General features: G+C 40.2%; 22 protein-coding genes, 1 CRISPR repeat array and 1 other annotated feature. Of the genes, 17 read left to right on the top strand and 5 right to left on the bottom strand.

The features are described 5' to 3' along the window. Window positions 1–3: 3 nt before the first annotated feature. The 6 genes from KQI58_RS02780 (at window position 4) to KQI58_RS02755 (ending at window position 5,696) form a co-directional block, all read left to right on the top strand. Window positions 4–828: an SWIM zinc finger family protein gene (locus KQI58_RS02780; protein ID WP_216406260.1), complete on the top strand. Its 825-nt coding sequence runs from the start codon at window positions 4–6 to the stop codon at window positions 826–828. Window positions 829–1,113: 285 nt separating this feature from the next. After that, window positions 1,114–1,603: a CRISPR direct-repeat array (repeat unit 30 nt; unit sequence AATCAAAGTCTAAAATAGTGGAATGTAAAT). Window positions 1,604–1,889: 286 nt separating this feature from the next. Further along, window positions 1,890–2,591: a response regulator transcription factor gene (locus KQI58_RS02775; protein ID WP_216406258.1), complete on the top strand. Its 702-nt coding sequence runs from the start codon at window positions 1,890–1,892 to the stop codon at window positions 2,589–2,591. After that, entirely contained in the window at window positions 2,592–3,500 is a 909-nt protein-coding gene (locus KQI58_RS02770; protein WP_216406256.1) for a sensor histidine kinase, read from the top strand. A 78-nt stretch (window positions 3,501–3,578) separates the two neighbouring features. Next, window positions 3,579–4,499, top strand: a complete 921-nt coding sequence (locus tag KQI58_RS02765) for an ABC transporter ATP-binding protein (protein ID WP_216406254.1) — start codon at window positions 3,579–3,581, stop codon at window positions 4,497–4,499. A gap of 1 nt (window position 4,500) precedes the next feature. Beyond that, window positions 4,501–5,217, top strand: a complete 717-nt coding sequence (locus KQI58_RS02760) for an ABC transporter permease (protein WP_367397910.1) — start codon at window positions 4,501–4,503, stop codon at window positions 5,215–5,217. 95 nt (window positions 5,218–5,312) lie between these two features. Next, the gene (locus KQI58_RS02755; protein ID WP_216406250.1) at window positions 5,313–5,696 is read left to right on the top strand and encodes an MmcQ/YjbR family DNA-binding protein; all 384 of its coding nucleotides are present in this window, start codon (window positions 5,313–5,315) and stop codon (window positions 5,694–5,696) included. A 16-nt stretch (window positions 5,697–5,712) separates the two neighbouring features. Here the strand turns inward: KQI58_RS02755 and KQI58_RS02750 are convergent, their stop codons facing one another. Next, a complete protein-coding gene (locus KQI58_RS02750) occupies window positions 5,713–6,006 on the bottom strand; it encodes a hypothetical protein (protein ID WP_216406248.1) in 294 nt (97 codons plus the stop codon). 182 nt (window positions 6,007–6,188) lie between these two features. Here KQI58_RS02750 and KQI58_RS02745 point away from each other — a divergent pair, with 182 nt between their 5' ends. After that, complete coding sequence (locus KQI58_RS02745; protein WP_216406247.1) at window positions 6,189–7,028, top strand: aldo/keto reductase; 840 nt, start codon at window positions 6,189–6,191, stop codon at window positions 7,026–7,028. Between the two features lie 162 nt (window positions 7,029–7,190). Continuing rightward, window positions 7,191–7,502: a hypothetical protein gene (locus KQI58_RS02740; protein ID WP_216406245.1), complete on the top strand. Its 312-nt coding sequence runs from the start codon at window positions 7,191–7,193 to the stop codon at window positions 7,500–7,502. Window positions 7,503–7,563: 61 nt separating this feature from the next. On the opposite strand, the gene KQI58_RS02735 is transcribed toward KQI58_RS02740, so the two are convergent. The 3 genes from KQI58_RS02735 to KQI58_RS02725 are packed head-to-tail and all read right to left on the bottom strand — an operon-like array spanning window position 7,564 to window position 9,408. Next, window positions 7,564–8,208, bottom strand: a complete 645-nt coding sequence (locus tag KQI58_RS02735; RefSeq protein ID WP_216406244.1) for an ABC-2 transporter permease — start codon at window positions 8,206–8,208, stop codon at window positions 7,564–7,566. Then, window positions 8,198–8,947 carry an ABC transporter ATP-binding protein gene (locus KQI58_RS02730; RefSeq protein ID WP_216406377.1) on the bottom strand — a complete coding sequence of 250 codons (750 nt, stop codon included), beginning with the start codon at window positions 8,945–8,947 and terminating at the stop codon, window positions 8,198–8,200. Before KQI58_RS02730 ends, KQI58_RS02735 begins: the two co-directional genes overlap by 11 nt. Then, window positions 8,944–9,408, bottom strand: coding sequence for a helix-turn-helix domain-containing protein (locus KQI58_RS02725; RefSeq protein ID WP_216406242.1), 465 nt, complete (start codon window positions 9,406–9,408; stop codon window positions 8,944–8,946). Before KQI58_RS02725 ends, KQI58_RS02730 begins: the two co-directional genes overlap by 4 nt. Before the next feature lie 488 nt (window positions 9,409–9,896). On the opposite strand from KQI58_RS02725, the gene KQI58_RS02720 reads away from it, so the two are divergent. Next, window positions 9,897–11,210 carry a C39 family peptidase gene (locus tag KQI58_RS02720; protein ID WP_216406239.1) on the top strand — a complete coding sequence of 438 codons (1,314 nt, stop codon included), beginning with the start codon at window positions 9,897–9,899 and terminating at the stop codon, window positions 11,208–11,210. Window positions 11,211–11,255: 45 nt separating this feature from the next. Here the strand turns inward: KQI58_RS02720 and KQI58_RS02715 are convergent, their stop codons facing one another. After that, window positions 11,256–11,471, bottom strand: a complete 216-nt coding sequence (locus KQI58_RS02715) for a zinc ribbon domain-containing protein (protein WP_216406237.1) — start codon at window positions 11,469–11,471, stop codon at window positions 11,256–11,258. Between the two features lie 267 nt (window positions 11,472–11,738). On the opposite strand from KQI58_RS02715, the gene KQI58_RS02710 reads away from it, so the two are divergent. The 8 genes from KQI58_RS02710 to gltX all read left to right on the top strand — a co-directional run bounded on the left by KQI58_RS02710 (window position 11,739) and on the right by gltX (window position 21,980). Continuing rightward, window positions 11,739–13,034 carry a putative DNA modification/repair radical SAM protein gene (locus KQI58_RS02710; protein WP_216406235.1) on the top strand — a complete coding sequence of 432 codons (1,296 nt, stop codon included), beginning with the start codon at window positions 11,739–11,741 and terminating at the stop codon, window positions 13,032–13,034. 5 nt (window positions 13,035–13,039) lie between these two features. Beyond that, a complete protein-coding gene (locus KQI58_RS02705; RefSeq protein WP_216406234.1) occupies window positions 13,040–13,786 on the top strand; it encodes a TIGR03915 family putative DNA repair protein in 747 nt (248 codons plus the stop codon). Between the two features lie 298 nt (window positions 13,787–14,084). Continuing rightward, on the top strand, window positions 14,085–15,041 hold the full coding sequence (locus tag KQI58_RS02700) for a cation diffusion facilitator family transporter (protein ID WP_216406232.1): 957 nt from the start codon (window positions 14,085–14,087) through the stop codon (window positions 15,039–15,041). Between the two features lie 314 nt (window positions 15,042–15,355). Further along, the gene (locus KQI58_RS02695; RefSeq protein WP_216406230.1) at window positions 15,356–17,155 is read left to right on the top strand and encodes a glycerophosphoryl diester phosphodiesterase membrane domain-containing protein; all 1,800 of its coding nucleotides are present in this window, start codon (window positions 15,356–15,358) and stop codon (window positions 17,153–17,155) included. Window positions 17,156–17,264: 109 nt separating this feature from the next. Next, window positions 17,265–17,771 (top strand): dUTP diphosphatase, encoded by a 507-nt coding sequence (locus tag KQI58_RS02690; protein WP_216406228.1) that lies wholly within the window; start codon window positions 17,265–17,267, stop codon window positions 17,769–17,771. Window positions 17,772–17,799: 28 nt separating this feature from the next. Continuing rightward, on the top strand, window positions 17,800–19,173 hold the full coding sequence (gene radA / locus KQI58_RS02685; protein WP_048722477.1) for a DNA repair protein RadA: 1,374 nt from the start codon (window positions 17,800–17,802) through the stop codon (window positions 19,171–19,173). Between the two features lie 90 nt (window positions 19,174–19,263). Continuing rightward, window positions 19,264–20,418 carry a PIN/TRAM domain-containing protein gene (locus KQI58_RS02680; RefSeq protein ID WP_216406226.1) on the top strand — a complete coding sequence of 385 codons (1,155 nt, stop codon included), beginning with the start codon at window positions 19,264–19,266 and terminating at the stop codon, window positions 20,416–20,418. Window positions 20,419–20,522: 104 nt separating this feature from the next. Continuing rightward, window positions 20,523–21,980 carry a glutamate--tRNA ligase gene (gene gltX / locus KQI58_RS02675; protein WP_102872023.1) on the top strand — a complete coding sequence of 486 codons (1,458 nt, stop codon included), beginning with the start codon at window positions 20,523–20,525 and terminating at the stop codon, window positions 21,978–21,980. Further along, window positions 21,977–22,174 (top strand) — a binding site (T-box leader). Its footprint overlaps the gene before it by 4 nt. The last annotated feature ends 8 nt before the right edge of the window (window positions 22,175–22,182 follow it).

The following is a 22,182-nucleotide window of genomic DNA, read 5'->3' as shown; positions in this document are numbered from 1 at the left end:
ATTATGGCGAGATGGGAAAGATTATTTAAACCACATATTTTGGAAAGAGGATATGAGTATTTCTTAGAAGATCGGATCGTTGATTTTTGGCTAAAGGATAATTTGATAGAAGCATCCGTTGCTGGGACAGAGGACTATCAGGTTGTGATTGAAGGAATTGGTTATGATTTTCCTAGGCTTTATTGTGATTGCCCGTTTGCGGATGCGAATAATAACTGCAAGCATATGGCGGCTGTTTTATATGAATATGAAGATTGGAAAGCAGATGAACGTTGGGATGAGGAAACAGGGGTGTCGGAACAAGTTGAAAAAATGGTAATGAATGCAGATGAAGGAGTCGTCCGTGAGTTCTTAATTGAGCTCTTATGGAAGGATAAAAGCTTAGCTCATCGTTTTGCTCGACTAATCTCGCCTCATATTACCGATAAAGACATACAACAATTAAACCATAAAATCGATAAAATTATTCAGCAACATGCTGGCTATGAAAATTACCTTGAGTACCATCAAATAGAAAACTTTGTTGCTGACTTAATAGAATTTATCAACGAAGAAATTACACCTGTCATAGAGAAAGAGGCATATCTTGCTGCTTTTCAATTGATAAATCACATTATTCTAAAAGTTAGGGAAGTGGATATGGATGATTTTGAAGGAGAGCTATTTGAACTGTCCGCGGAGTGTCGGTACACCTGGGAATCACTTCTTAATAAAGCGACTAACCAAGAACAAGAAGAGATGCATTCTTGGTTTAAATCACAGCTAGCTCACGGTAAGTACTATTTTGGTTATGGAGAAATTGAACAAATTTGTGAGGATCACTTTTAAAAGTAAAATTTATTTTCAAACACATAATTAAAAGAAAATTTCTAAGTAAGAATAATGAGATACAACTTTATCAATTGTGTAAAAGATCTGTTCGAATGGCAGCAAATCTGTCGACCTAATAAAGATTAAAATACCTGTAGTTACGACAGCAACTAATAACTATTGAAATAAACGGGTTTTTGTTCAAAGGGACTGTTATGTTTACTAAGTAACAGCAACGAAAGATAGAGATCGACAGAAATATGCTATTAGATCATTGCGGCATAAAGTATAATTGTAGGTGGGAATCAAAGTCTAAAATAGTGGAATGTAAATTTTTATAACATGCCGGTTCCGTATCTTAGTGATTATAATCAAAGTCTAAAATAGTGGAATGTAAATTTTGGTCTGTAATGAGCAAAGGTATCAGGCAATTCAAATCAAAGTCTAAAATAGTGGAATGTAAATATGACAATTATTGCTTCCGCTCTTAAGGCAGCCACGAATCAAAGTCTAAAATAGTGGAATGTAAATTCGAATCTGTCTATTGAAGTTTAATCGCTCAATTTTAATCAAAGTCTAAAATAGTGGAATGTAAATACCCTTGAATTCTAACCAATCCTTCTTTCGTTAGCAATCAAAGTCTAAAATAGTGGAATGTAAATGAAGTTGACGAGGAAAAAAACAAACTCCAGGAAATAATCAAAGTCTAAAATAGTGGAATGTAAATCAGTGAGGATTTCATCACTTGAAGACATTTCATCAAAATCAAAGTCTAAAACAGTGGAATGTAAATCTCATATGCACTTGAACGCCGGGCCCTTTCGGAAAGGTTCAAATCTAAAACAGATTAAAAGATCAGTTGGCGACACTTACTATTTGAAAAACAAACCAACTAAAGAATCAAATCCTTGTCCACCGCCCATTCCCCGAAGTTTTCCCAAAACACTTTCCAACAGCGGAAGGTGTTTTTCTTTTCCCGTTCTTCTTTTATTCCTAAACTCTGAAACTTTCGTCCGAAACGTTCAAGTTATTTGCTAGAATTAATAATAGAATAATTATTTTTTATGAGGAGAGGGCTTATGCAGGAGGAAACTAAGGTATTGGTCATTGATGATGACCAGGAGCTTTGTTCGATTATTGATCGTTATTTAAAAAATACTGGTTACGAAACGCAGCTTGTCCATACGGGTGCTGGTGGTCTGCAATTGGCACTGTCGGGTGATTATCATTTGATTGTCTTGGATATCATGCTGCCGCAAATTGATGGCATGAGTATTTTAGCAGAGATCCGTAAACAAAGTGTGGTACCGATTTTGATGTTGACAGCTAAAAATGAAGAGGCGGATAAGATTCGGGGACTGCAATTGGGGGCGGATGATTATTTGACGAAGCCTTTCAGCATGGCGGAATTGATGGCACGGGTTGATTCGTTGGTTCGGCGTTATACGAAGTTTAATCAAGCGGCTATTGATGAAAAGCCGTTAATATTGAATCATCTAACTCTTAATCGACAAACACGAATTGTCTTATTGAATGAAAAACCGTTGAAACTGACTGGAAAAGAGTTTGAGTTGTTATATTTTCTGGCCTCTCATAAGGGGCAGATTTTTACGAAGCGGCAAATTTATCAACAGGTCTGGGGCGCGGATTATGCCTTTGATGATAACAACATTATGTCCTTTATCAGCAAGTTGCGGAAGAAGATCGAGCCAGATGTAGTGCAGCCATTTTTTATTCAAACTGTTCGAGGTGTGGGTTATCGATTTAATCAGGAGGGATAAATGATGTTGGTGTTGAGTATAATTTGCTTATTGCTGGCGGTATTATGTTTGCTGCTGATTGTGAGGCTGCAACAAAATAAACGTCAGATTGTACAAGCAATGGCTGTGTTGGAAGATATCGGCGAGGGCAATCTCGATCGGAAAATCGTTGTGGATGAAAACTCTGATATAGCAGCACTTTGTTTTCGGTTAAATGAGATCGTTTCAGAAATCAAACAGCAGCTTAGCCGCTTGCAGATTTCGGAGAATGAATATCGCAAGTTGATCACTAGCTTATCCCATGATGTTCGAACGCCATTGGCTTCATTGATTGGTTATTTAGAAGCGATTACTGACGGTTTGGTTACGGAAGCGGAGCAGCAGGAGTATTTGCAGGCAGCTCAGGCGAAAGCCTTTGAATTAGAAACGTATATCGAGACACTTTTTGAATGGGTCAAGCTTGAATCTGGCGAACGGCACTATCAATTTGAAGCAACCGATGTTAGTGAGTTTTTAAGAGAGATTGTCAGTGAGTGGATTCCTCGGATGGAAATGCGGTTTAGCTATGACATCCAGATTCCTGAAAAGGAGCTTCGCTGTACGATTGATGCAGCAGCGTTTCGCTGGATCATCGATAATTTACTGGAAAATTGTTTGAAGCACAGTCAAGGAAATAAGGTGACGATTAGATTAGTGGAGCAGGACCAGCAAGTACGACTGGAAATTTCCGACAATGGACGAGGGATCTCAGAACAACATTTACCAAGGATCTTTAACCGTTTATATAAAGGCGATGAGGCGCGTGGCTCAAAGGGAAATGGCTTGGGTCTGGCGATCGTCCAGGAATTAATTACGGCCCATCATGGAGAAATCAGCGTTCAAAGCAAACTAGGTGAAGGAACAAGCTTCTTCTTGATGTTGCCTAAATAAACCAGAGAAAAACAAGAATTCGGCAAGGTTAGGACAAGGTAGCACTGCTAAGCTAAAGGTATAGAAAGGATGGTCGCCATGGAAAAATTTATTGTAAAGACCGCCGCGCTGACGAAGCACTACAGCGATCAGACCGTTGTCAAAGATGTATCGATGACGATTCCTAAGGGGAAAATCTATGGACTTTTGGGACGTAACGGTGCAGGGAAAACGACGATCATGAAAATACTTTTAGGATTAGCGGGCGCAAGTTCAGGCGAAGTCCGGTTATTTGACCAATCGCCAATGAAGCATCCTGAAGTGTATTCACGGATCGGAAATATGATCGAAACGCCAAGTTTTTACCCTTATTTATCAGGTCCAGAAAATTTAACTGTTTTTTCTAAGCTGAAAGGTCAGATTCAAAAAAGCAGTGTAGAAAGGGCATTGAAGCTGGTAGATTTATCTCGTGCAGGGCACAAACGCTTTGCCAATTATTCATTAGGAATGAAGCAGCGTCTGGGGATCGCCAATGCCTTGATGAATGATCCGGAATTATTAATTTTGGATGAACCAACAAATGGTTTGGACCCGATCGGAATCGTTGAAATTCGTAAATTGTTGAAGAAATTAGCGGAGGTTCACGGAAAAACGATTCTAATCTCTAGCCATCAGTTGTCGGAGATTGAGCAAATCGCGGATATCATTGGTATCTTACATGATGGCGAGCTGTTGGAAGAATGTGACATGAATCAAATTGAGCAACACAATCAATGCTTTATCAGCATTACCGTATCAGATGTACACCAAGCTGCGCGTTTATTAGAAGAGAAAATGCAGCTAACCAATTATTCGGTCGCTGAAAATAATACGATCAAAATTTTTGATTTTACTTATGAACCGCAAGAAATCAATCACTTATTTGGAAAAAATGGGATCGAGGTCTCAAGCCTGTTTATCGGCTCTGGAAATTTAGAAGAACATTTCCGGGAGATTACGGGAGGTGTTGGCATTGCTTAATGTGATTTCTGCTGAATGGATGAAGCTCAGACGCAACAGGATATTTGCCGTATGTTCTTTACTTACGCTACTCGTCTCAGCTTTTATGGTGTTTAAGGATTTAGTCATAGTTGAGAGTCCAATTGAAAACTATCAGACTTGGTTGATGAGTGTTTATGTGGTTGTAGGGATGGTTTTATCCATTATGAGCGGTTTCATCATTACTTTCTTGATGCAGCGTGAGTATGAAGATCGAACCATCAACAATGTATTGACCGCACCAACCTCTAGATGGCGATTTCTTTTAGGAAAATTGGTGATTTGGTTTATCTGGTACCTTGGAACGTTAATTGGTGTTATTGTTATTTATACGATCGGCGGCTGGCTAATCTATCCGGATACTTTCGGTTTAACAGGAACGAAAATGCTGATTACCACCTTACTTAAATACTGTTTGCTTGGATTTATTGCTGCGATTCCTTTGTTAACAGTCAGCGTTATGCAGCGAAAACTATTCTATCCCACGATCATGGTTGCGCTCGCTTTTACTGGAATCGAGATGTTTGCGATAAACATGCCCTTCAAATTAGCCCGAATCATTCCGTGGTCAGCGGTGGTTGTTCAAAATTTGATGGACCTGACTTCAAAAGATGATCTATTAACGCTGGGGAGTATTTTTCTGACAGGTATCGTTGGTTTAGTTGCAGCTTATTGGCTATTTAAGAAACAGGATTTGTAAAAAAGACTTCTTTTGTAGGCAGCGGACACTTGAAAACGTTATACTAGGTATGAATAAGATAGAGAATCATTCTAGCCTACAATCAAGGAGGAACTATGGAGAATAAGGTGTTGCAACAACGAATTGAAACCTTTAAAGCGTTCGGGGAGACATTAAAGGGTGCGAAAGTCTATTTTCGCGAAGATTGGGAAGTGCTTTATTTTGATTTGCAGGGGAAGATGTTTGGCATGATGAGCGACGAAGCAAGCGAAGATGCCATCATAACACTGAAAAATTTACCGGAAAAAAATGAAGAGCTGCGGGAAATTTACGCTGGAACCGTGATCCCAGGGTATTACACGAATAAGAATCACTGGAATTCGATCAAATTGGCGAGTGAAGAATTAACCGATGATGCCATCAAGCAATTGATCGAGGTTTCTTATCAACTGGTTTATCAGAAGCTGACAAAGAAACAAAAAAAGGAAATTGAAGGATAAAAAATGACGCTGCTCATCAAGTAGCGTCATTTTCATTTGTTTTTTCTGACCAATGCAAAGCCAAATAGTAGCCCGTAATACCCATCCCAATCAAGAAGCAGGCAGCATCGAAGCTATTGATGTCTGGCTTGAAGAGCGCATAAAGGATCACGACGACCAGCCAATTTGCGATTCCCCACAAGACATTTGTAGAAGCGGAAGCAGGTTTTTTCCAAGGAACATCCCACTTTTCTGCAGTAATCCCCTTAACAAAATGAGGAACGCCATTGGCAAACAACATGCCTAGAACTATACAAATAATCGAATCCATCGTAATTATCTCCTTCTAACGTGTTCATTCTGTAGTATACCTCTTTCCTCCTAATTTATCTTCCTATTCTTAAAAAAATTTATTGGCGGCTGAGCAGAGGATTTAACAGCAAGGAGAACTTGATGTTATGGTGGATATAGAGAGAACAAGGAAGCTTTAAAAATACAAGGAGGAATTTACTGATGAAAGCACCATTGATGACTATGAATGACGGACACCAAATACCCGCAGTTGGCTTAGGTACGTATCAGATTCGCGGAGGGGAAGGCTTGGACCAAATCTTGACGGCGATTCAGGATGGTTATCGTTTGCTAGACACCTCCACTAATTATGATAGTGAAGGAATCGTTGGTGAGGCGATTCGTCGCTCAGGAGTTCCACGTTCTGAATTTTTTGTGACGACGAAATTACCAGGTAAATATCATCACTATGAGGACGCATTGATGATGATTCAGGAATCATTATTCCGTATGGGCTTGGATTATTTTGATTTGTACCTGATCCACTGGCCATTACCAAAGCGTGGCTTGTATGTGGAAGCCTGGAAGGCGATGGTGACGGCTCAGAAATTAGGCCTAATCCGTTCTATTGGGGTATCGAACTTTGAACCAGAGCATTTAGATAAAATTATTGATGAAACGGGTGTGACCCCAGCAATCAACCAAATTGAGATCCATCCTTATTGGGTTCAAGAACGAATGGTAAAGGCCAATCAGGAACGTGGAATTATAACTGAAGCGTGGAGTCCTCTAGGACGCGGCAGCGATGCGTTGAAAGAAGCGGTGATTACGGAATTGGCTGAAAAATATGGAAAAACTTCAGCCCAAATCATCCTACGCTGGCACGCGCAACGAGGAATTATTCCAATTCCTAAATCACGGAATTTGCAGCATCAACGAGAGAATTTGGCTATTTTTGATTTTGAATTGACGCAAACAGAAATTGAACGCATCAATCTATTGGAAAAAGCCGACGGACGAATTGAGGGTCAAGATCCAAATGAATACGAAGAGTTTGACTAAGCGGTATTGTTACTCTTAGTATTATCTTTAATGAGAAGTTAACTCCAACGCTAACTATTCGTAGCTTGAAAAAGTTTATTCTATAAACAATTAATTTTTCATTCAAAAACGTTTTCAACTGTGGCATACTGAAAAGTAAGAGGAAGCTGCAAGGAGGACGCAATGAAAAAAGTATTGGCACTGGTGGGTGTGTTGGCGGCGGTATTTCTATTTTTTTGGTTCAATCAAAAGGGTGAAGTAGAAGAGAAGGTGACAGCGGATTTTTCGCAACCGGAACAAGTCGAACCGAGCGAAGACTTTTTTACCAATCGTGATTTGAATGAGTTGGAAATGGTGACCTATTCACGCCATCAAGAAATGATGGATGATCTGACTGGTGAGGGGAAGCTAGTTAGAAAGTCGACTCAGAAGGATTTTGTTGGAGCAAAAGCGAACGGCGAGGGCCTTTCTTGGACAGCCTATTTCGAGAAATAAAAAACGTTTTGATCAATTTTTTGATCAAAACGTTTTTTTGTTCTACAAGAACTAGGTGAAGCTACAAATTTACCTGACTAAATCGCTGAACAGAAATTTTATAGGTTGCCCACATCGCCACGATATAAATCAGGATTCCTGCGGCTAAAATTGGAAGTTGCTGCATTTGCCCATCAAAAGTGACTGAGTCCAACCATTTAAGAGCAGGGAAGTGGACGATTACTTCTAAGATTATTGCTAATAAGGTCGCTGGAAATAATCCCTTTAGAAAAGAAGCTCCTACCTTATAACTGGTTTTAAAGTAAGTCGTTAGAAAAATCAAATTGAAGCAAGCGAAGATTATCAACCCAAACCCATAAAAGGCAGTATTTGCTTCAATTCCCACTGGATTAGGTTGTGAAAACAGCTGCAGGCGTAGAAAGGCAAACGGAATTGAAATCAAGATTGTCAGCAGCTGTGAAACAAGTAATACCAGCCACTTTCCCAAGACGACTTCCGCCTTTTTCAACGGCAGCAGGGTGGAATAATAGATATCATTGGTTTCACGGGTGTACATCAAATTTACAAAGTTCCCAATCAGACTAAAGAGAAAGACCATCGTATAGGGATAACCGGGAATTAACACCAACGGTCCCATCAAGGTGAAGACAAATAAATTGGGGTGAGCCGCTAAGCGAATCTCCTTATATAGTAAGTTAGAAATCATAATGTTTTCCCTCCATTCGGACCATGATGTCTTCTAGACTAAGTGCTTCCATTTCATCAGGCTGCTTCAAATACTGAAAATAATCAATGAATTCTTTTTTAGGTGCATCCTTGATCAGTTCGCCTTCTTTGATATAAATGATCGCATCTGCACATTTCTCTAAATCCGATGTAATATGCGTAGAGAAAAGAATACTTTTATCGCCATTTTTAACGATCTGTTGAAAAATTTCGAGCAGTTCATCTCGCGAAACCGGATCAAGACCACTAGTTGGTTCATCAAAAATAAATAGTTGCGCTTGATGCGAAAGAGCCAAGGCAATCAAATATTTGACTTTCATCCCAGCAGAAAGTTCTTTGACTTTTTTGTTCGGTTCCAAAGAGAAGAGCTTCAAATAATTTTGATAAGCGGTTTCATCCCAATCTGAATAAAATCGTTTCGTAACTTTAGTGATATCTCTAATTTTCTTCTCTTTATAAAAATCGATACCGCCTAAAACAACACCGGTTTTTTGTTTGCAGGAAAGTTCATTCTCTAAAAAAAGCGTTTTAAACATCCTGACATGTCCATGATCTAAAGGAATCAAATTCAATAGTGCTTTTAGGATAGTCGTTTTACCTGCACCATTGACTCCGATCAGGCCGACGATTTTGCCTTTTGGTATTTGAAAGCTGACATTTTTCAATGAAAACATCGGATAATTTTTAGTAAGTTCTGTTACTTCAAGTAAATGCATCAGGATTCCTCCTTTTGATCAAAAATATTCTCCATCATGTTTCCGGTCATTCGCATAAAGGCCTCACTATCAATCAAGGCAATTCCTGTAGAAGCAGGATTCGTATCCCCGAGAACGACCAGCGTATCTCCTGTTTGGATATTTAGGAGGTCACGGGCCTTTTTAGGTAAGACAATCTGTCCACGAGCTCCTACTGGAACGATTCCAAAGATGTGTTTACCAGCTGGGCCAATCGGTATCCCTTCTGTTTCCTCATTATGACGAACTAAATCAGTTAACGTAACATCGTAAAGACTAGCCAGTGCATCGCACTTCATTACATCAGGTAAAGAATCCCCATTCTCCCATTTAGCAACGGCCTGCCGAGATACCTCTAGGCGTTCTGCCACATATTCCAATGACCAATTATTTCGATTTCTTAATGATCGCAAGTTGTTTGCGATCGGATTATTCTGATTATTCATACTTTTCATCCTCCTTGATTACACTTTATCGTACTTAAATAGAAAAAAGAACCAACTGTTAGTAACGAATTTGGTTATGGTTGGTTGCCTTTTGGAGAATAAAGCTTTAAATAGGTGAGGTTTATTCAGGAATGAGAAAGTGTATTAATCAAAAATTCAACTCATTTGTGAACAAATTACTTGGTTCTATTTGAAAGTGTTAATGCAAAAAATAAACAAACTTCAAGTTAAAGCTACTTAAAAAAGAGTGCTGAAAGGCACGGAAGGCGACACCTCGGATATGATTTTAAGAAGCGAACAGTAGAATTTTTTTGAATTAATAGATGTATTCGATAGGTCCTGCTTATATATAAATGAACAAGCTGATTAAAAGACGAAATAATAGGAAAAACGTAAAATATAACAGTCAGAATAAAAAGAGTGTTAATTATTAATTCATTATTTTTTGTTACTTATTGTTTTTGTCGAATTAAGGAAGGAAAGTTTAAATGAAAAAGAGCGTTTTATTGATCAGCCTAACAATACTTTCTGCGTTCAGTGTTTCTACTACTATCAAGGCAGAAGAATTAATTCAAGAACAAAGTACCATCGAATCTAAAAGTAATTCAACCGCAACTAATGAGAATGACAATACTATTTTTTCATCAGATTCAAGTGAACCTAATGGTCAAAATACAGAAAATTCTACTGAAAAACAAACGGCAGTGGTGAATGGTGAAGTAGTAGAATTGGAGCCTCCGGTTAAAGAAGGTCAAGCCGAAGCCAATGCGACCGAAGCGCCCAAAGAAGAATTAGTTCAAGGGAATGCGCGATCATTTAGAGCTGCTGCCTCATCTATTCCGATGTATCGTCTGTATAATCCCAACAGTGGAGAACATTTTTATACGAAAACGGTGAGCGAACGTGATCATCTGAGATCAGTTGGTTGGCGTTATGAGGGGATTGGTTGGCAAGCACCAACCAGCGGAAATCCGGTTTATCGATTATACAATCCGAATGCTGGGGATCACCACTATACGTTAATTGCGAGTGAGCGCGATCATCTGAAGAAGGTTGGTTGGCGCGATGAAGGGATATCTTGGTACTCACCTAATTCGGGCATCCCTTTATATCGCTTATATAATCCAAACACCAAAGCAGGCTCGCATCATTACACGCCAATTACTTCTGAGCGGGATAACTTAAAAAAAGCTGGTTGGCGATATGAAGGTATTGCATGGTATGCGGTTAGTGATGGAGAACAGAGTCATGAAGATTATCGTTTGTTAGGTGTGCGAAATTATAATCAGTATGCGTTAGGCGCACCAAGTGGCTGTGAAGGCGCATCGCTGCTACAAGCATTACAATACAAAGGAAAACTAAGCGGATGGAGTTTGCGCTCGTTTTTAAATACCATTCCGAAGTCATCAAATGGAAATCCTAATAATGGATTTGTTGGTTCACCATTCGTTGAAAATGCGTATACGTATTCTGCAATCTATCCAGCACCGCTTACAACCTGGGGTCAAAAATATGGAAATGTTCAAAATATATCTGGCAGTTCAATGAATACCTTGATAAATGAAGTAAAAAATGGGAATCCTGTTGTGGCATGGGTGACAATTAATTTCCAGCCAATTCGTTGGGGAAATTGGAGTTTTGGAGTTGCTGCAAATAATAACCACGCTGTCACCTTAGATGGGTTTAATAAAGCAGGAAATCAAGTACATGTGTCTGATCCGATCAGTGGTTCTTATTGGTTGAGTCGTACGACTTTTGAAGCAATTTATAATGCAAGAAAATTTGCAGTAGTTGTGCGTTAAATTGGAATAGGACAAACAAAAAAACGGCCAGGCCGTTTTTTTTGTTTAGCTTCCACCCATTAGGAAGTCTAGGATGTTCCAGCCGTCAGAAGTTTCACCGCGGTAAAGTTCGGTATAGCCGCATTGTTTACAACTGATAGTGGTAAATTTTTTGTTTTGAACATCGAAGATTTTAGCAAAATTTCCGCCAGTTGCTTGGAACTGGTCCGAAGTATAATGTTGACACCCACACTTACTACAAATAAATTGTTTCCTTTCCATCTCTTTCCCACTCCTTTTTTATTTTCAAGCTGTATACGATCTAGCTATGTGTTTTGATCATTGATTCTTTTTGATCACTCACATTTTTTTATCGGCAATTTATAAATTGCGAAAAGCTAGCTCGCATCTTCTTTGATAGTTAAAATTATAGCAAATTTAGCGCGTTATTCCTCCGTCTTTAGGAGTATCTATTGAAATCTTTTTTGACAAATCGTCTTTTGTTTGGTTAAATAAGAACATACGTTCGGTAAAGGAGACTGATTTTAGATGGAGCGGGAAAGAAAAATAGAAATTTTAGCGGAATCTGCAAAGTACGATGTTTCTTGCTCAAGCAGTGGTGTGGAGAATAATACCCGTCAAGGTACAGTAGGCAGTACTGCAGTTTCAGGAATCTGTCATTCCTTCACGCCGGATGGCCGCTGTGTGTCGTTGTTAAAATTATTATTTACCAATGCCTGTATCTTTGATTGTCACTATTGCATCAATCGAAAATCAAATGCAATTCCACGAGCGACCTTCACGCCACAAGAAGTGGCGGACTTAACCATGGATTTCTACATGCGTAATTATATCGAGGGGCTGTTCCTGAGTTCGGCGATTATCAAAAATCCGGACTACACATGCGAGCTCTTGATTAAAACCTTGAAAATTTTGCGTGAGGAAAAAGGGTTTCGCGGGTATATCCACGTCAAGGCGATTCCCGGCGCGGATGAAAAGTTGATCGAGGCGTTAGGCTTTTTGGCGGATCGCATGAGCGTCAATGTCGAACTGCCTTCTCGCGAAAGCTTGAAATTACTGGCTCCGGATAAAGATCCGTTTGACCTATATAAACCCATGAAGCAGATCACGACGGTAAAAAAAGAACAGGAATTTTTACCAGCAGTTCGGCGCGGACCAAGTTTTGTGCCGGCTGGGCAATCAACACAGATGATTATCGGAGCCAGTCCAGAGAGTGATCGTTCAATCGTCAAGATTTCAGAGAATTTGTACCAAAAATACCAGTTGAAGCGTGTGTATTACTCGGCCTATATCCCGGTTAATCAGGATAATTTATTGCCAGCAGTCACAACTGAGCCGCCATTATTGCGAGAGCATCGCTTATATCAAGCAGATTGGTTATTGCGGTTTTATAAGTTCACGGCTGACGAGATATTATCTGAGGATAAACCTAATTTCAATCTTTATCTCGATCCCAAAGCCAATTGGGCAGTTCAGAATTATCAACGTTTCCCGGTTGACGTGCAGACTGCGTCCTATGAGCAGTTGCTGCGAGTCCCCGGCATCGGTCCAAAGAGCGCACAAAATATTGTCAAGGCCCGAAAATATTACCGCTTGCATTTAACAGATTTAAAGAAATTAGGGATCGTGATCAAGCGAGCTCAATATTTTATTGCCTGTAATCATGAGACACCAGCCGGATTGATCAAGGACCCGGAGTGGATCATTACGTCATTAATTTCTTCAAAGCAATACGAGGTGTTGAAAAAGCACAATACCCAATCAACCAGCGAGCAGTTGTCGCTTTTTGATGTAGAACGGTTTGAACACGCGAAAAGTAGGTGAGAATTATGCGGGAATCGACAGAACATTGGGAGTATGACGGAAGTTTTTTAGGTTTTATGACTGTTGTGGATCGCAGTTTTCGTGAAAAGCAATTTCCAGCGATGATTTTGTCACCAGAGACGGCAGTAGAAAGTTTGTTTTTCGCGGAATGGGTGGCGACTGATCCCATGCGCGGGGAAAAAATCTATCGTCGTTTACGTCAACGACTAAGGCCGGAAAATTTTCTTTTTATTCAAAATGGCTTTTACGCCACTCTTGAAGGAAAAGAACGCTATTTATTAGATGCCATCGAGATTGCTTTGCAGACGAAAGATTTATTAGAAAATCATTTGGGCCATCCTTCCATCTTAGCTTTACGGAAAAGCATCCGAACGATGTTAGGTGAGAATCATCTACTGACGGGATTCGTTCGTTTTGAATATGTGGGTGACGTGCTATTTAGCAAAATCACTCCGAAACACTATGTGATGCCCTACCTCTGTCCGCATTTTGCAGAGCGTTATCCCCAGAAAAAAATCATGATTTATGATGAGACTCATGAGTTGTTGGGAATCATTGATCACGGTGATATCCATTTGATGGAAAACACCAGTTGTCCGGAATTTACTGAGGCGAGTAATGAACAGGCAATTCGCCAACAGTGGAAAACCTTTTTGCGTTCAGTCACGATCGATGAACGAGCGAACTATGTGGCGCAACGGAATCATCTGCCTTTGCGTTTTCGCGGAAATATGACAGAGTTTAAGACCTAGAAAGATATAGTGCTCTTTTGCGTCAGATTTACTAGACATTCTGTTAAATAGGAGTCGTTATGTTCTGGACATATAAGGTGTTGATCTGGTACTGAAACGACAGTATCTGTCTTAGATAGAATTTTATCGTGGTATAACAAGTCAAATCACAAAGGACTAGTTGTATAGCTATGTTTATTCTTATTCAACTTTTTTCATGCATTGTTTGGATTGACGAAGGATTTGTTTGAGGGGCTTTGCTTTTATGATTTTTCCATTCTGCATTATAATAGGAAACATTAGGAAGCGAGTGAATCACATGGAAGAGAAGAAAATGCATGGCTCGATGGCAGTCTTGGCAGCATTACTGGCGAATGTGCTGGTAGCTGTCAGTAAATTTGTAGGCTACATGCTTAGCGGTAGTGCCGCAATGATGAATGAAAGTATCCATAGTGTAGTAGATTGTAGCAATCAAATCTTACTATTATTTGGCGATCGCCGAGCGGCCCGTGGTCAAAGTGACTTGCATCAATTCGGAGAAGGCCGAGCAAAATATTTTTTTAGTACGATTGTAGCGACAATGCTATTTTTCGGTGGTGGCGCCCTGGGTATTTGGGAAGCAGTGGAAAAATTGTTTCATCCCAGCCATGAAGTTACGAATCCTTTGATTGTATTAGGTATCTTGGTTTTTGGTATTTTAGTTGAAGGCAGTTCATTACGAATAGCAATCAAAGAAATTCGTGAGTTAAATACAGAGAAGCTGCCGTTATTTAAATTTTTACATGAAAGTCGCCATAGTGAGATATTGATTATTTTTACGGAAGATTTTTGTGCAGTGATTGGTTTAGTCTTAGCGATCATTGGCACGTTATTGACAATGCTTACTGGAAATCCAATGTTCGATGCCTTGAGTGGGTTATTGATCGGGATGATGCTGATGTTTGCTTCGATTTTTTTGGCCCGGGAATTTTACAGCTTGATCATTGGAGAAAGCGTGTCTAAAAATGATTTAGTAAAAATTCAAAATGCTTTCAAACGTGATGAAGTCAAAAAGTTGATCGATATCAAAACGGTCCATTTAGGTCCCACAGAAGTGATGATCGCTGCGAAGATCGATATCGCGGATTCTTATGAAGGGGTCAGCTATGAGGTAGTAAATCAAATCGAGCGAGTGATCCGCAAGGCTTTGCCAGATAAAAAAGCGTATATCTATATCGAGACCGATGAGTTTGACCCAGACTATGATCGGAAACGACAAACCCAATCGGACACATAACCCCTGTGTCCGATTTTTGCCAGTTATACTTCCTGCTTCAGCAGGTTAGTAAAATGGTATGCGAAACGAAAATCGGCCTCATTTTTCACGTTTTTTGAAAAATGAATACCTTAGAAAGAGATAGCTGCCAGTTATACTTCCTGCTTCAGCAGGTTAGTAAAATGGTATGCGAAACGAAAATTGGCCTCATTTTTCACGTTTTTAGAAAATGAAAACATTAGAATGAGGTAGCTGTTAGTTATACTTTTTACGGGTTCATCAAAATTGATGAACTGTTCATGATTTAAATCTATCGGATAAAGGAGGGATATCAAATGTCTTCATTGCGCTTCTTTTTTACTTATTCACGAGAGTTTCTTCGTCATTGGGGAAGCTATATTCTTCTGATCGTTGGAACAAATATCGTTTTGGAAATGTTAGTCATTCCAGTGGTTCAATTTTTGATTGCTTTTATTTTGAAACAAGGAAATATTCCCTATGTTTCAAATACGAATCTTTTGACAATCCTAACAAAGCACCCCGCGGTGTTGGGAGGATTGTTACTGCTTTTGGCATTTGTTCTAACGCTGGTTTTTCTACAGTTCACGTTTCAACTATTTGGTGTCAAAAGTATTCAAACCAAGGAAAATCATTCTCTTTGGGATTTGTTTAAGAAGTCGCTTTATCACATGCGGCACTTGCGGCCAGAGACGTTCTTTTTCTTTCTTTTCTATTTTTTATTGATCCTGCCCTTCGCAAATGCTATTTATCGAACGCCGTTATTAAGCAAAGTGACCATCCCGGTTTTTATTTTAGAAGCCTTGAGTGAAAACCTTTTGTTTCTCCTATTGCTGATAGTTGCTTCGATTGTTGTCTCTTATATTGGAATTCGTTTGCTGTTTGTATTGCCACTAATGATTTTTTCGGATGAAACGCCGAAAGCGGCCATTGAAAAAAGTTTAAAGCTAACTCATCATCGGTACTGGCATTATGCTTGGCGAATTTTCTTTTTAACAGCGGTTCTATCCTTAGTTTCCTATGTAGGCTATGGGATAAGCTATGGACTGCAATTAGGGTTCGACTTACTTCCGAAGCCATTTCCAGCAATTGGTGCCATGCTTACCTTATCAAGCATCCAATTGTTTAGCCAATTAATGCTAGCGTGGGCAACCGTTTTGTATTTTAGTGTGTTGGTTCAAAAATTCTATCCATTAATCATTAGTGGCGAACGTCCTTTGCGATTAGTTCGACCAAGTTTGTGGACACGGATCGCCGCAGTGATACTATTCATTTTTTTAGGCGGAACGACCTTACTCAGCAATGTTCTTTATCTAACCGGACTTGAAGATTCGATTCCCTTAACCATTTCACATCGAGGAGTCGATAATGGGAACGGAGTACAAAATACGATTCCAGCAATGGCTGCGACGATCAAAGAAAAACCTGATTATATCGAGATGGATATCCAAGAAACGAAGGACCGTCAGTTTGTCGTGTTCCATGATAAAAATCTAAAAAGGCTGACAGGACGAGACAAGACCACCCATGAACTGACATTAAGTGAAATTCAAGAGCTACAAGCGGTGGAGAATGGTCATGTGGCGCCTATCGCAAGTTTTGATGACTACTTAGCTTTTGCTAATGAGCATCATCAAAAATTACTGATTGAGATCAAAACAACTTCCGCTGATTCTAAAGAGATGATGGATAGATTCATCGATAAGTACCAAGCAACGATTCTGGCTAATCATCACCGGATACATTCTTTGGATTATCATGTGGTAGCTGAGCTAAAGGAGAAGGCACCAAAGTTGTATGTCAGTTATGTCTTGCCTTATAATTTAGTATTCCCGCAAACGCCTGCGAATGCTTATACGATGGAAGAAACAACATTAACCAGCGATTTTGTCCGTCGTGCTCATGAAGAAGACAAAGATGTCTATGCTTGGACCGTTAATGATGCGGATTCGATGGATCGAATGGTCTCATTGAATGTCAACGGTATTGTAACGGATGACCTTCAAATGTTACAAGAACAGATTAAAATATACGAAGAAAATCCATCTTATGCCAAACGGATTGAGATGTATATCAATCGTTTACCAGCGTTGGATGAGCGGATTAGCGAGAATTAGAGTAAGGCGAAAAAAATTCATTAAATTTCCATAGAGTTTTCGTAAAAGATTTTCGAACAGTTGCTTGCTCTATGGTAGAATAGCTATATATTTCACAAAGGAGTTCAACATGAAAAAACGAGGTTTTGAAGTTACAACAGCTTATCAAGATAAAGCAATCAATTTGCCAAAACGGGCAACCAAAAATGCGGCGGGGTATGATTTTGAAGCAGCAGAAGATATCGTGATCCCAGCGGTTTGGAAACAGATCATCAATCACTTTACTAAAAACTCTGAGGTACCTGAAAAGATTGTCAAACCAGTTTTAGTACCTACAGGGATCAAGGCGTATATGGAGCATGATGAATACTTGCAATTAGCGAATCGTTCAAGCAATCCGTTGAAGCGTTTCTTAACGTTAAGTAATGGGGTGGGCGTGATCGATAGCGATTATTATAATAACCCGGACAACGAAGGGCATATTATGTTTCAATTTTCAAATTTTGGTTTAACCGATGTTCATATCAAAAAAGGTGAACGGATCGGACAGGGGATTTTCTTGCCGTTTCTTAAAGCCGATAATGATGAAGAAGGAGCTGAAAGAACCGGCGGCTTTGGTTCTTCAGACAAACAATAAAATTTCATAAACGAGTGAGGCGAAGGTTTTGGCGAAAAAATCCAAGACACAATTTATCTGCCAAGAATGCGGCTATGTCTCGCCTAAATATTTAGGGCGTTGTCCTAACTGCGGTAACTGGAACACGATGGTGGAAGAAATAGAACAAAACCATCCAGAGGATCGCCGGAATCGCGTGAGCCTGACAGGTGAACGCGCGCAGCCAACCAAACTAAAAGATGTCGTTTTTAAAAAAGAAACGCGGATTCAAACGGAGTTAGCAGAATTGAATCGGGTTTTAGGCGGTGGTGTAGTTCCAGGTTCATTGGTTTTGATTGGTGGAGACCCCGGCATCGGGAAATCCACGTTGCTTTTACAGGTCTCGCATCAACTTGCGGCGACTGGTGGAAATGTTTTGTATGTTTCCGGGGAAGAAAGTGCCCAGCAAATCAAACTGCGAGCGGAGCGCTTGGGTTCAAGCGAGACGGACTTCTATCTGTACGCTGAAACAGACATGGGTGAGATCAGTCGAACGATTGAAAATCTGAAACCCGATTATGTCATCATCGACTCGATCCAAACCATGACGCAGCCTGATATTACCAGCGTAGCCGGATCAGTCAGTCAGGTCCGTGAAACGACGGCGGAACTATTGAAGCTGGCGAAAACCAACGGTATCGCGATTTTTATCGTCGGGCATGTGACAAAAGAGGGAAATATCGCTGGTCCTCGAATGTTGGAGCATATGGTGGATACCGTACTGTATTTTGAAGGCGAAAAGCATCACAGCTTCCGAATTTTACGGGCGGTAAAAAACCGCTTTGGTTCTACTAATGAAATCGGAATTTTCGAGATGCGAGAGAGCGGTCTAGTGGAAGTTGCTAATCCTTCTCAGGTTTTCTTAGAGGAACGCTTGGAAGGTGCGACGGGATCAGCGATCGTGGTGGCAATGGAAGGCAGTCGACCGATTTTAGTTGAAGTACAGGCATTAGTAACACCCACAGTCTTCGGCAATGCGAAACGAACGACGACCGGATTGGATTTCAATCGCGTCTCTTTGATCATGGCGGTCTTAGAAAAACGCGCCGGCTTACTTTTGCAGAATCAAGACGCGTATCTAAAGGCGGCAGGCGGTGTGAAACTAAACGAACCCGCAATTGACTTGGCCGTAGCGGTGGCGATTGCTTCCAGCTATAAAGAAAACGGCACGGAAGCAACTGAATGTTTTATCGGTGAAATTGGTTTGACTGGTGAGATTCGTCGGGTCAGCAGTATCGAGCAGCGTGTCAAAGAAGCTAGCAAATTAGGCTTCAAAAGAATCTATCTCCCTAAGAACAACATGGGCGATTGGACACCGCCAAAGGGAATCGAATTGATTCCAGTGGCAACATTAGGTGAGACATTAAGAAAAGTATTTCGTTAATAAGCGGTAGTGCCAGAGACTCTCTGGCACGCCCTTTATTCTAAGCTTTTTGCTTAAAAAAATAGATTAATAGAACTTAGGAGGGATGGCATGCAGAAACGTGTGTTAACAGTAATCGTTCTGATTGTTGGGATTAGTTTAGGAATCACTTTCCTACCAACAGCCTGGACAGCAATTGGCAGTGCAGACAACATGTGGTTGAATAATTCACTTACGAATGGCCTGATTGGTGCAATTATTTTTTATATTATTTCTTTGGCTATCGTAGAACCAATCACAATTGGGGTAAAAAGAATTGAGAAACAATTAAATGAGCTTAGCTTGACGTACATTTTATTTGGAGTGATCGGTGCGATCTTAGGATTGACCTTGGGATTGATCGGAACGACCCCGTTGTACCAGATTCCAATTCCGTTTATCAATAGCGCATTACCGATTTTGATTATGCTGCTATTGGGATATTTAGGCTTCCGAATGGGAACGACTAGAATCGATGAATTGAAAAAATTCTTTAGTGGCCGCAATAAAAAGGCTGAAACTAATGAGGGTGAAGTCCTTGAGCGCAAGGCGGATGATCATTTTCATAAGTATAAAATCTTAGATACAAGTGTTATTATCGATGGTCGGATCTATGATATTGCGAAGACCGGCTTTTTAGAAGGGGTCTTGATGATTCCGAATTTTGTCTTGTATGAATTGCAATATATCGCTGATTCTGGGGATAGTTTGAAGCGGGTACGCGGAAGACGCGGACTGGATATCCTGAATGCTTTGCAAAAAGAAGAAGGCATCGCTGTTGAAATGTATGACGGTGATTTTGAAGACATCAGTGAAGTCGATAGTAAATTGATCAAGCTGGCTAAATTGTTGGATGGAGTCATCGTAACGAACGATTACAACTTGAATAAGGTTTCAGAGTTCCAAAATGTTGCTGTCTTGAACATTAATGCTTTAGCGAATGCGGTGAAGCCAGTTGTGATCCCAGGCGAAAACATGAACGTTCTAGTTGTGAAGGCCGGAACAGAGCGACAACAAGGGGTTGCTTATTTGGATGATGGCACAATGGTGGTCGTGGAAGATGGACAACATTATATGAATGAACACATCGAAGTTGTCGTAACAAGTGCCCTGCAAACGGCTGCCGGACGAATGATTTTTGCTAAACCTGCTCATTCAAGCCGCAACATTAAAGACGATTCACCTGAAAAGAAGTTAGACTACACTAATGAGAAAGCAGCAAAATAACAGTGTAGCTTTACTAAACAATGGATTGATTGTACAATTTGTGTTGAGTAGCAAATTGCACAATCAATCCATTTGCTAAATAAGCGGGAAAGAGGAACTATTATATGTCGAAAATTCGTGTGCGCTACGCACCAAGTCCAACAGGACACTTACACATCGGAAATGCCCGAACAGCGTTGTTCAATTATCTATTTGCTCGTCACAATGATGGAGAATTCATCATTCGGATCGAGGACACTGATTTAAAGAGAAATATCGAAGGCGGCGAAAAAAGCCAATTAGAAAACTTGGCTTGGTTAGGGATTGATTGGGATGAATCTCCTGAAAATCCTGGAAAATATGGTCCTTATCGTCAATCAGAACGACGCGATGTTTATCAGCCGTTAATTGATCAATTATTGATGAGTAATTTGGCATACAAATGCTACTGTACCTCTGAAGAGCTAGAGGCTGAACGTGAAGCCCAACGTGCACGCGGCGAAATGCCTCATTATTCAGGTAAATGTGCCAATTTGACACCAGAGGAACAAGCTGAAAAAGAAGCACAAGGTCTAGAACCAGTTATTCGCTTCCGTGTCCCTCGCAATACCAGCTTTACGTTTGATGATATGGTCAAAGGCGAGATCAGCTTTGAATCGGATAATGTCGGCGGTGACTTTATCATCCAAAAGCGCGATGGTATGCCAACATACAATTTTGCTGTAGCCGTAGATGATCATCTGATGAAGATTACGCATGTACTGCGCGGCGATGATCACATTGCCAATACGCCAAAACAATTAATGATCTACGATGCCTTTGGTTGGCCACGTCCAACATTTGGTCATATGACCTTGATTATCAATACTGAAACCGGCAAAAAACTAAGTAAACGTGATGAAAGCATTCTGCAATTTATCGAACAGTATCGCGAATTAGGGTATTTGCCAGAAGCGATGTTCAACTTTATTGCGTTGCTCGGCTGGTCGCCAGTTGGAGAAGATGAGATTTTCCCACAGGATGAACTAATCAAGATTTTCGATACTGATCGTTTGAGCAAATCACCAGCAGCATTTGATCAGAAGAAATTAGAATGGGTCAATAATCATTACATCAAAGCGATGGATTTGGATAAATTAACTGAATTATGCTTGCCATATTTAATCAAGGCTGGTAAAGTCGAAGAAAATCCAACGCCTGAACGTAAGGATTGGGTGAAACGTGTAGTCAGTTTGTATCAACCACAAATGAGCTATGCTGCGGAAATCACTGAAGTATCAAGTTTGTTCTTCCAAGATCATCTTGAACTAGACGATGCCGCAAAAGAAGTGTTAGCTGGCGAAGGCGTTCCAACTGTCTTAGCTGCTTTCAAAGCTCAGCTAGAAAGCTTAGACACAGTTGACGCTGCGAATGTTTTAGCATCAATTAAGGCTGTTCAAAAAGAAACGGGAATTAAAGGTAAGAATCTTTGGATGCCAATTCGTGTAGCTGTCAGCGGTGTAGTACACGGACCGGAACTACCAGAAACAGTTGAAATCTTAGGCAAAGAAAAAGCCTTAGCACATTTAGATCAAGTAATGTAAACACAAAGAAGAGAAGAAGTAGTAGGTGACGATTTTTCAGAGAGGCTGCGGGTGGTGGAAGCAGTCAAATCAACGCTTACGAAATGCACCTCCGAGTGGTCTTAGCGATATGTAGCTAAGGACGTTTCACAGACGTTACCTGTTTGAGGCAGATTTTGCAAACAAAAGTGGGACCACGTTAAAGCGTCTTTTGAGGAAACTC

The organism is Enterococcus raffinosus (genome assembly GCF_018917525.1).
GTDB classification, from domain to species: domain Bacteria; phylum Bacillota; class Bacilli; order Lactobacillales; family Enterococcaceae; genus Enterococcus_A; species Enterococcus_A raffinosus_A.
This window is presented reverse-complemented; position numbering and strand designations above follow the sequence as displayed.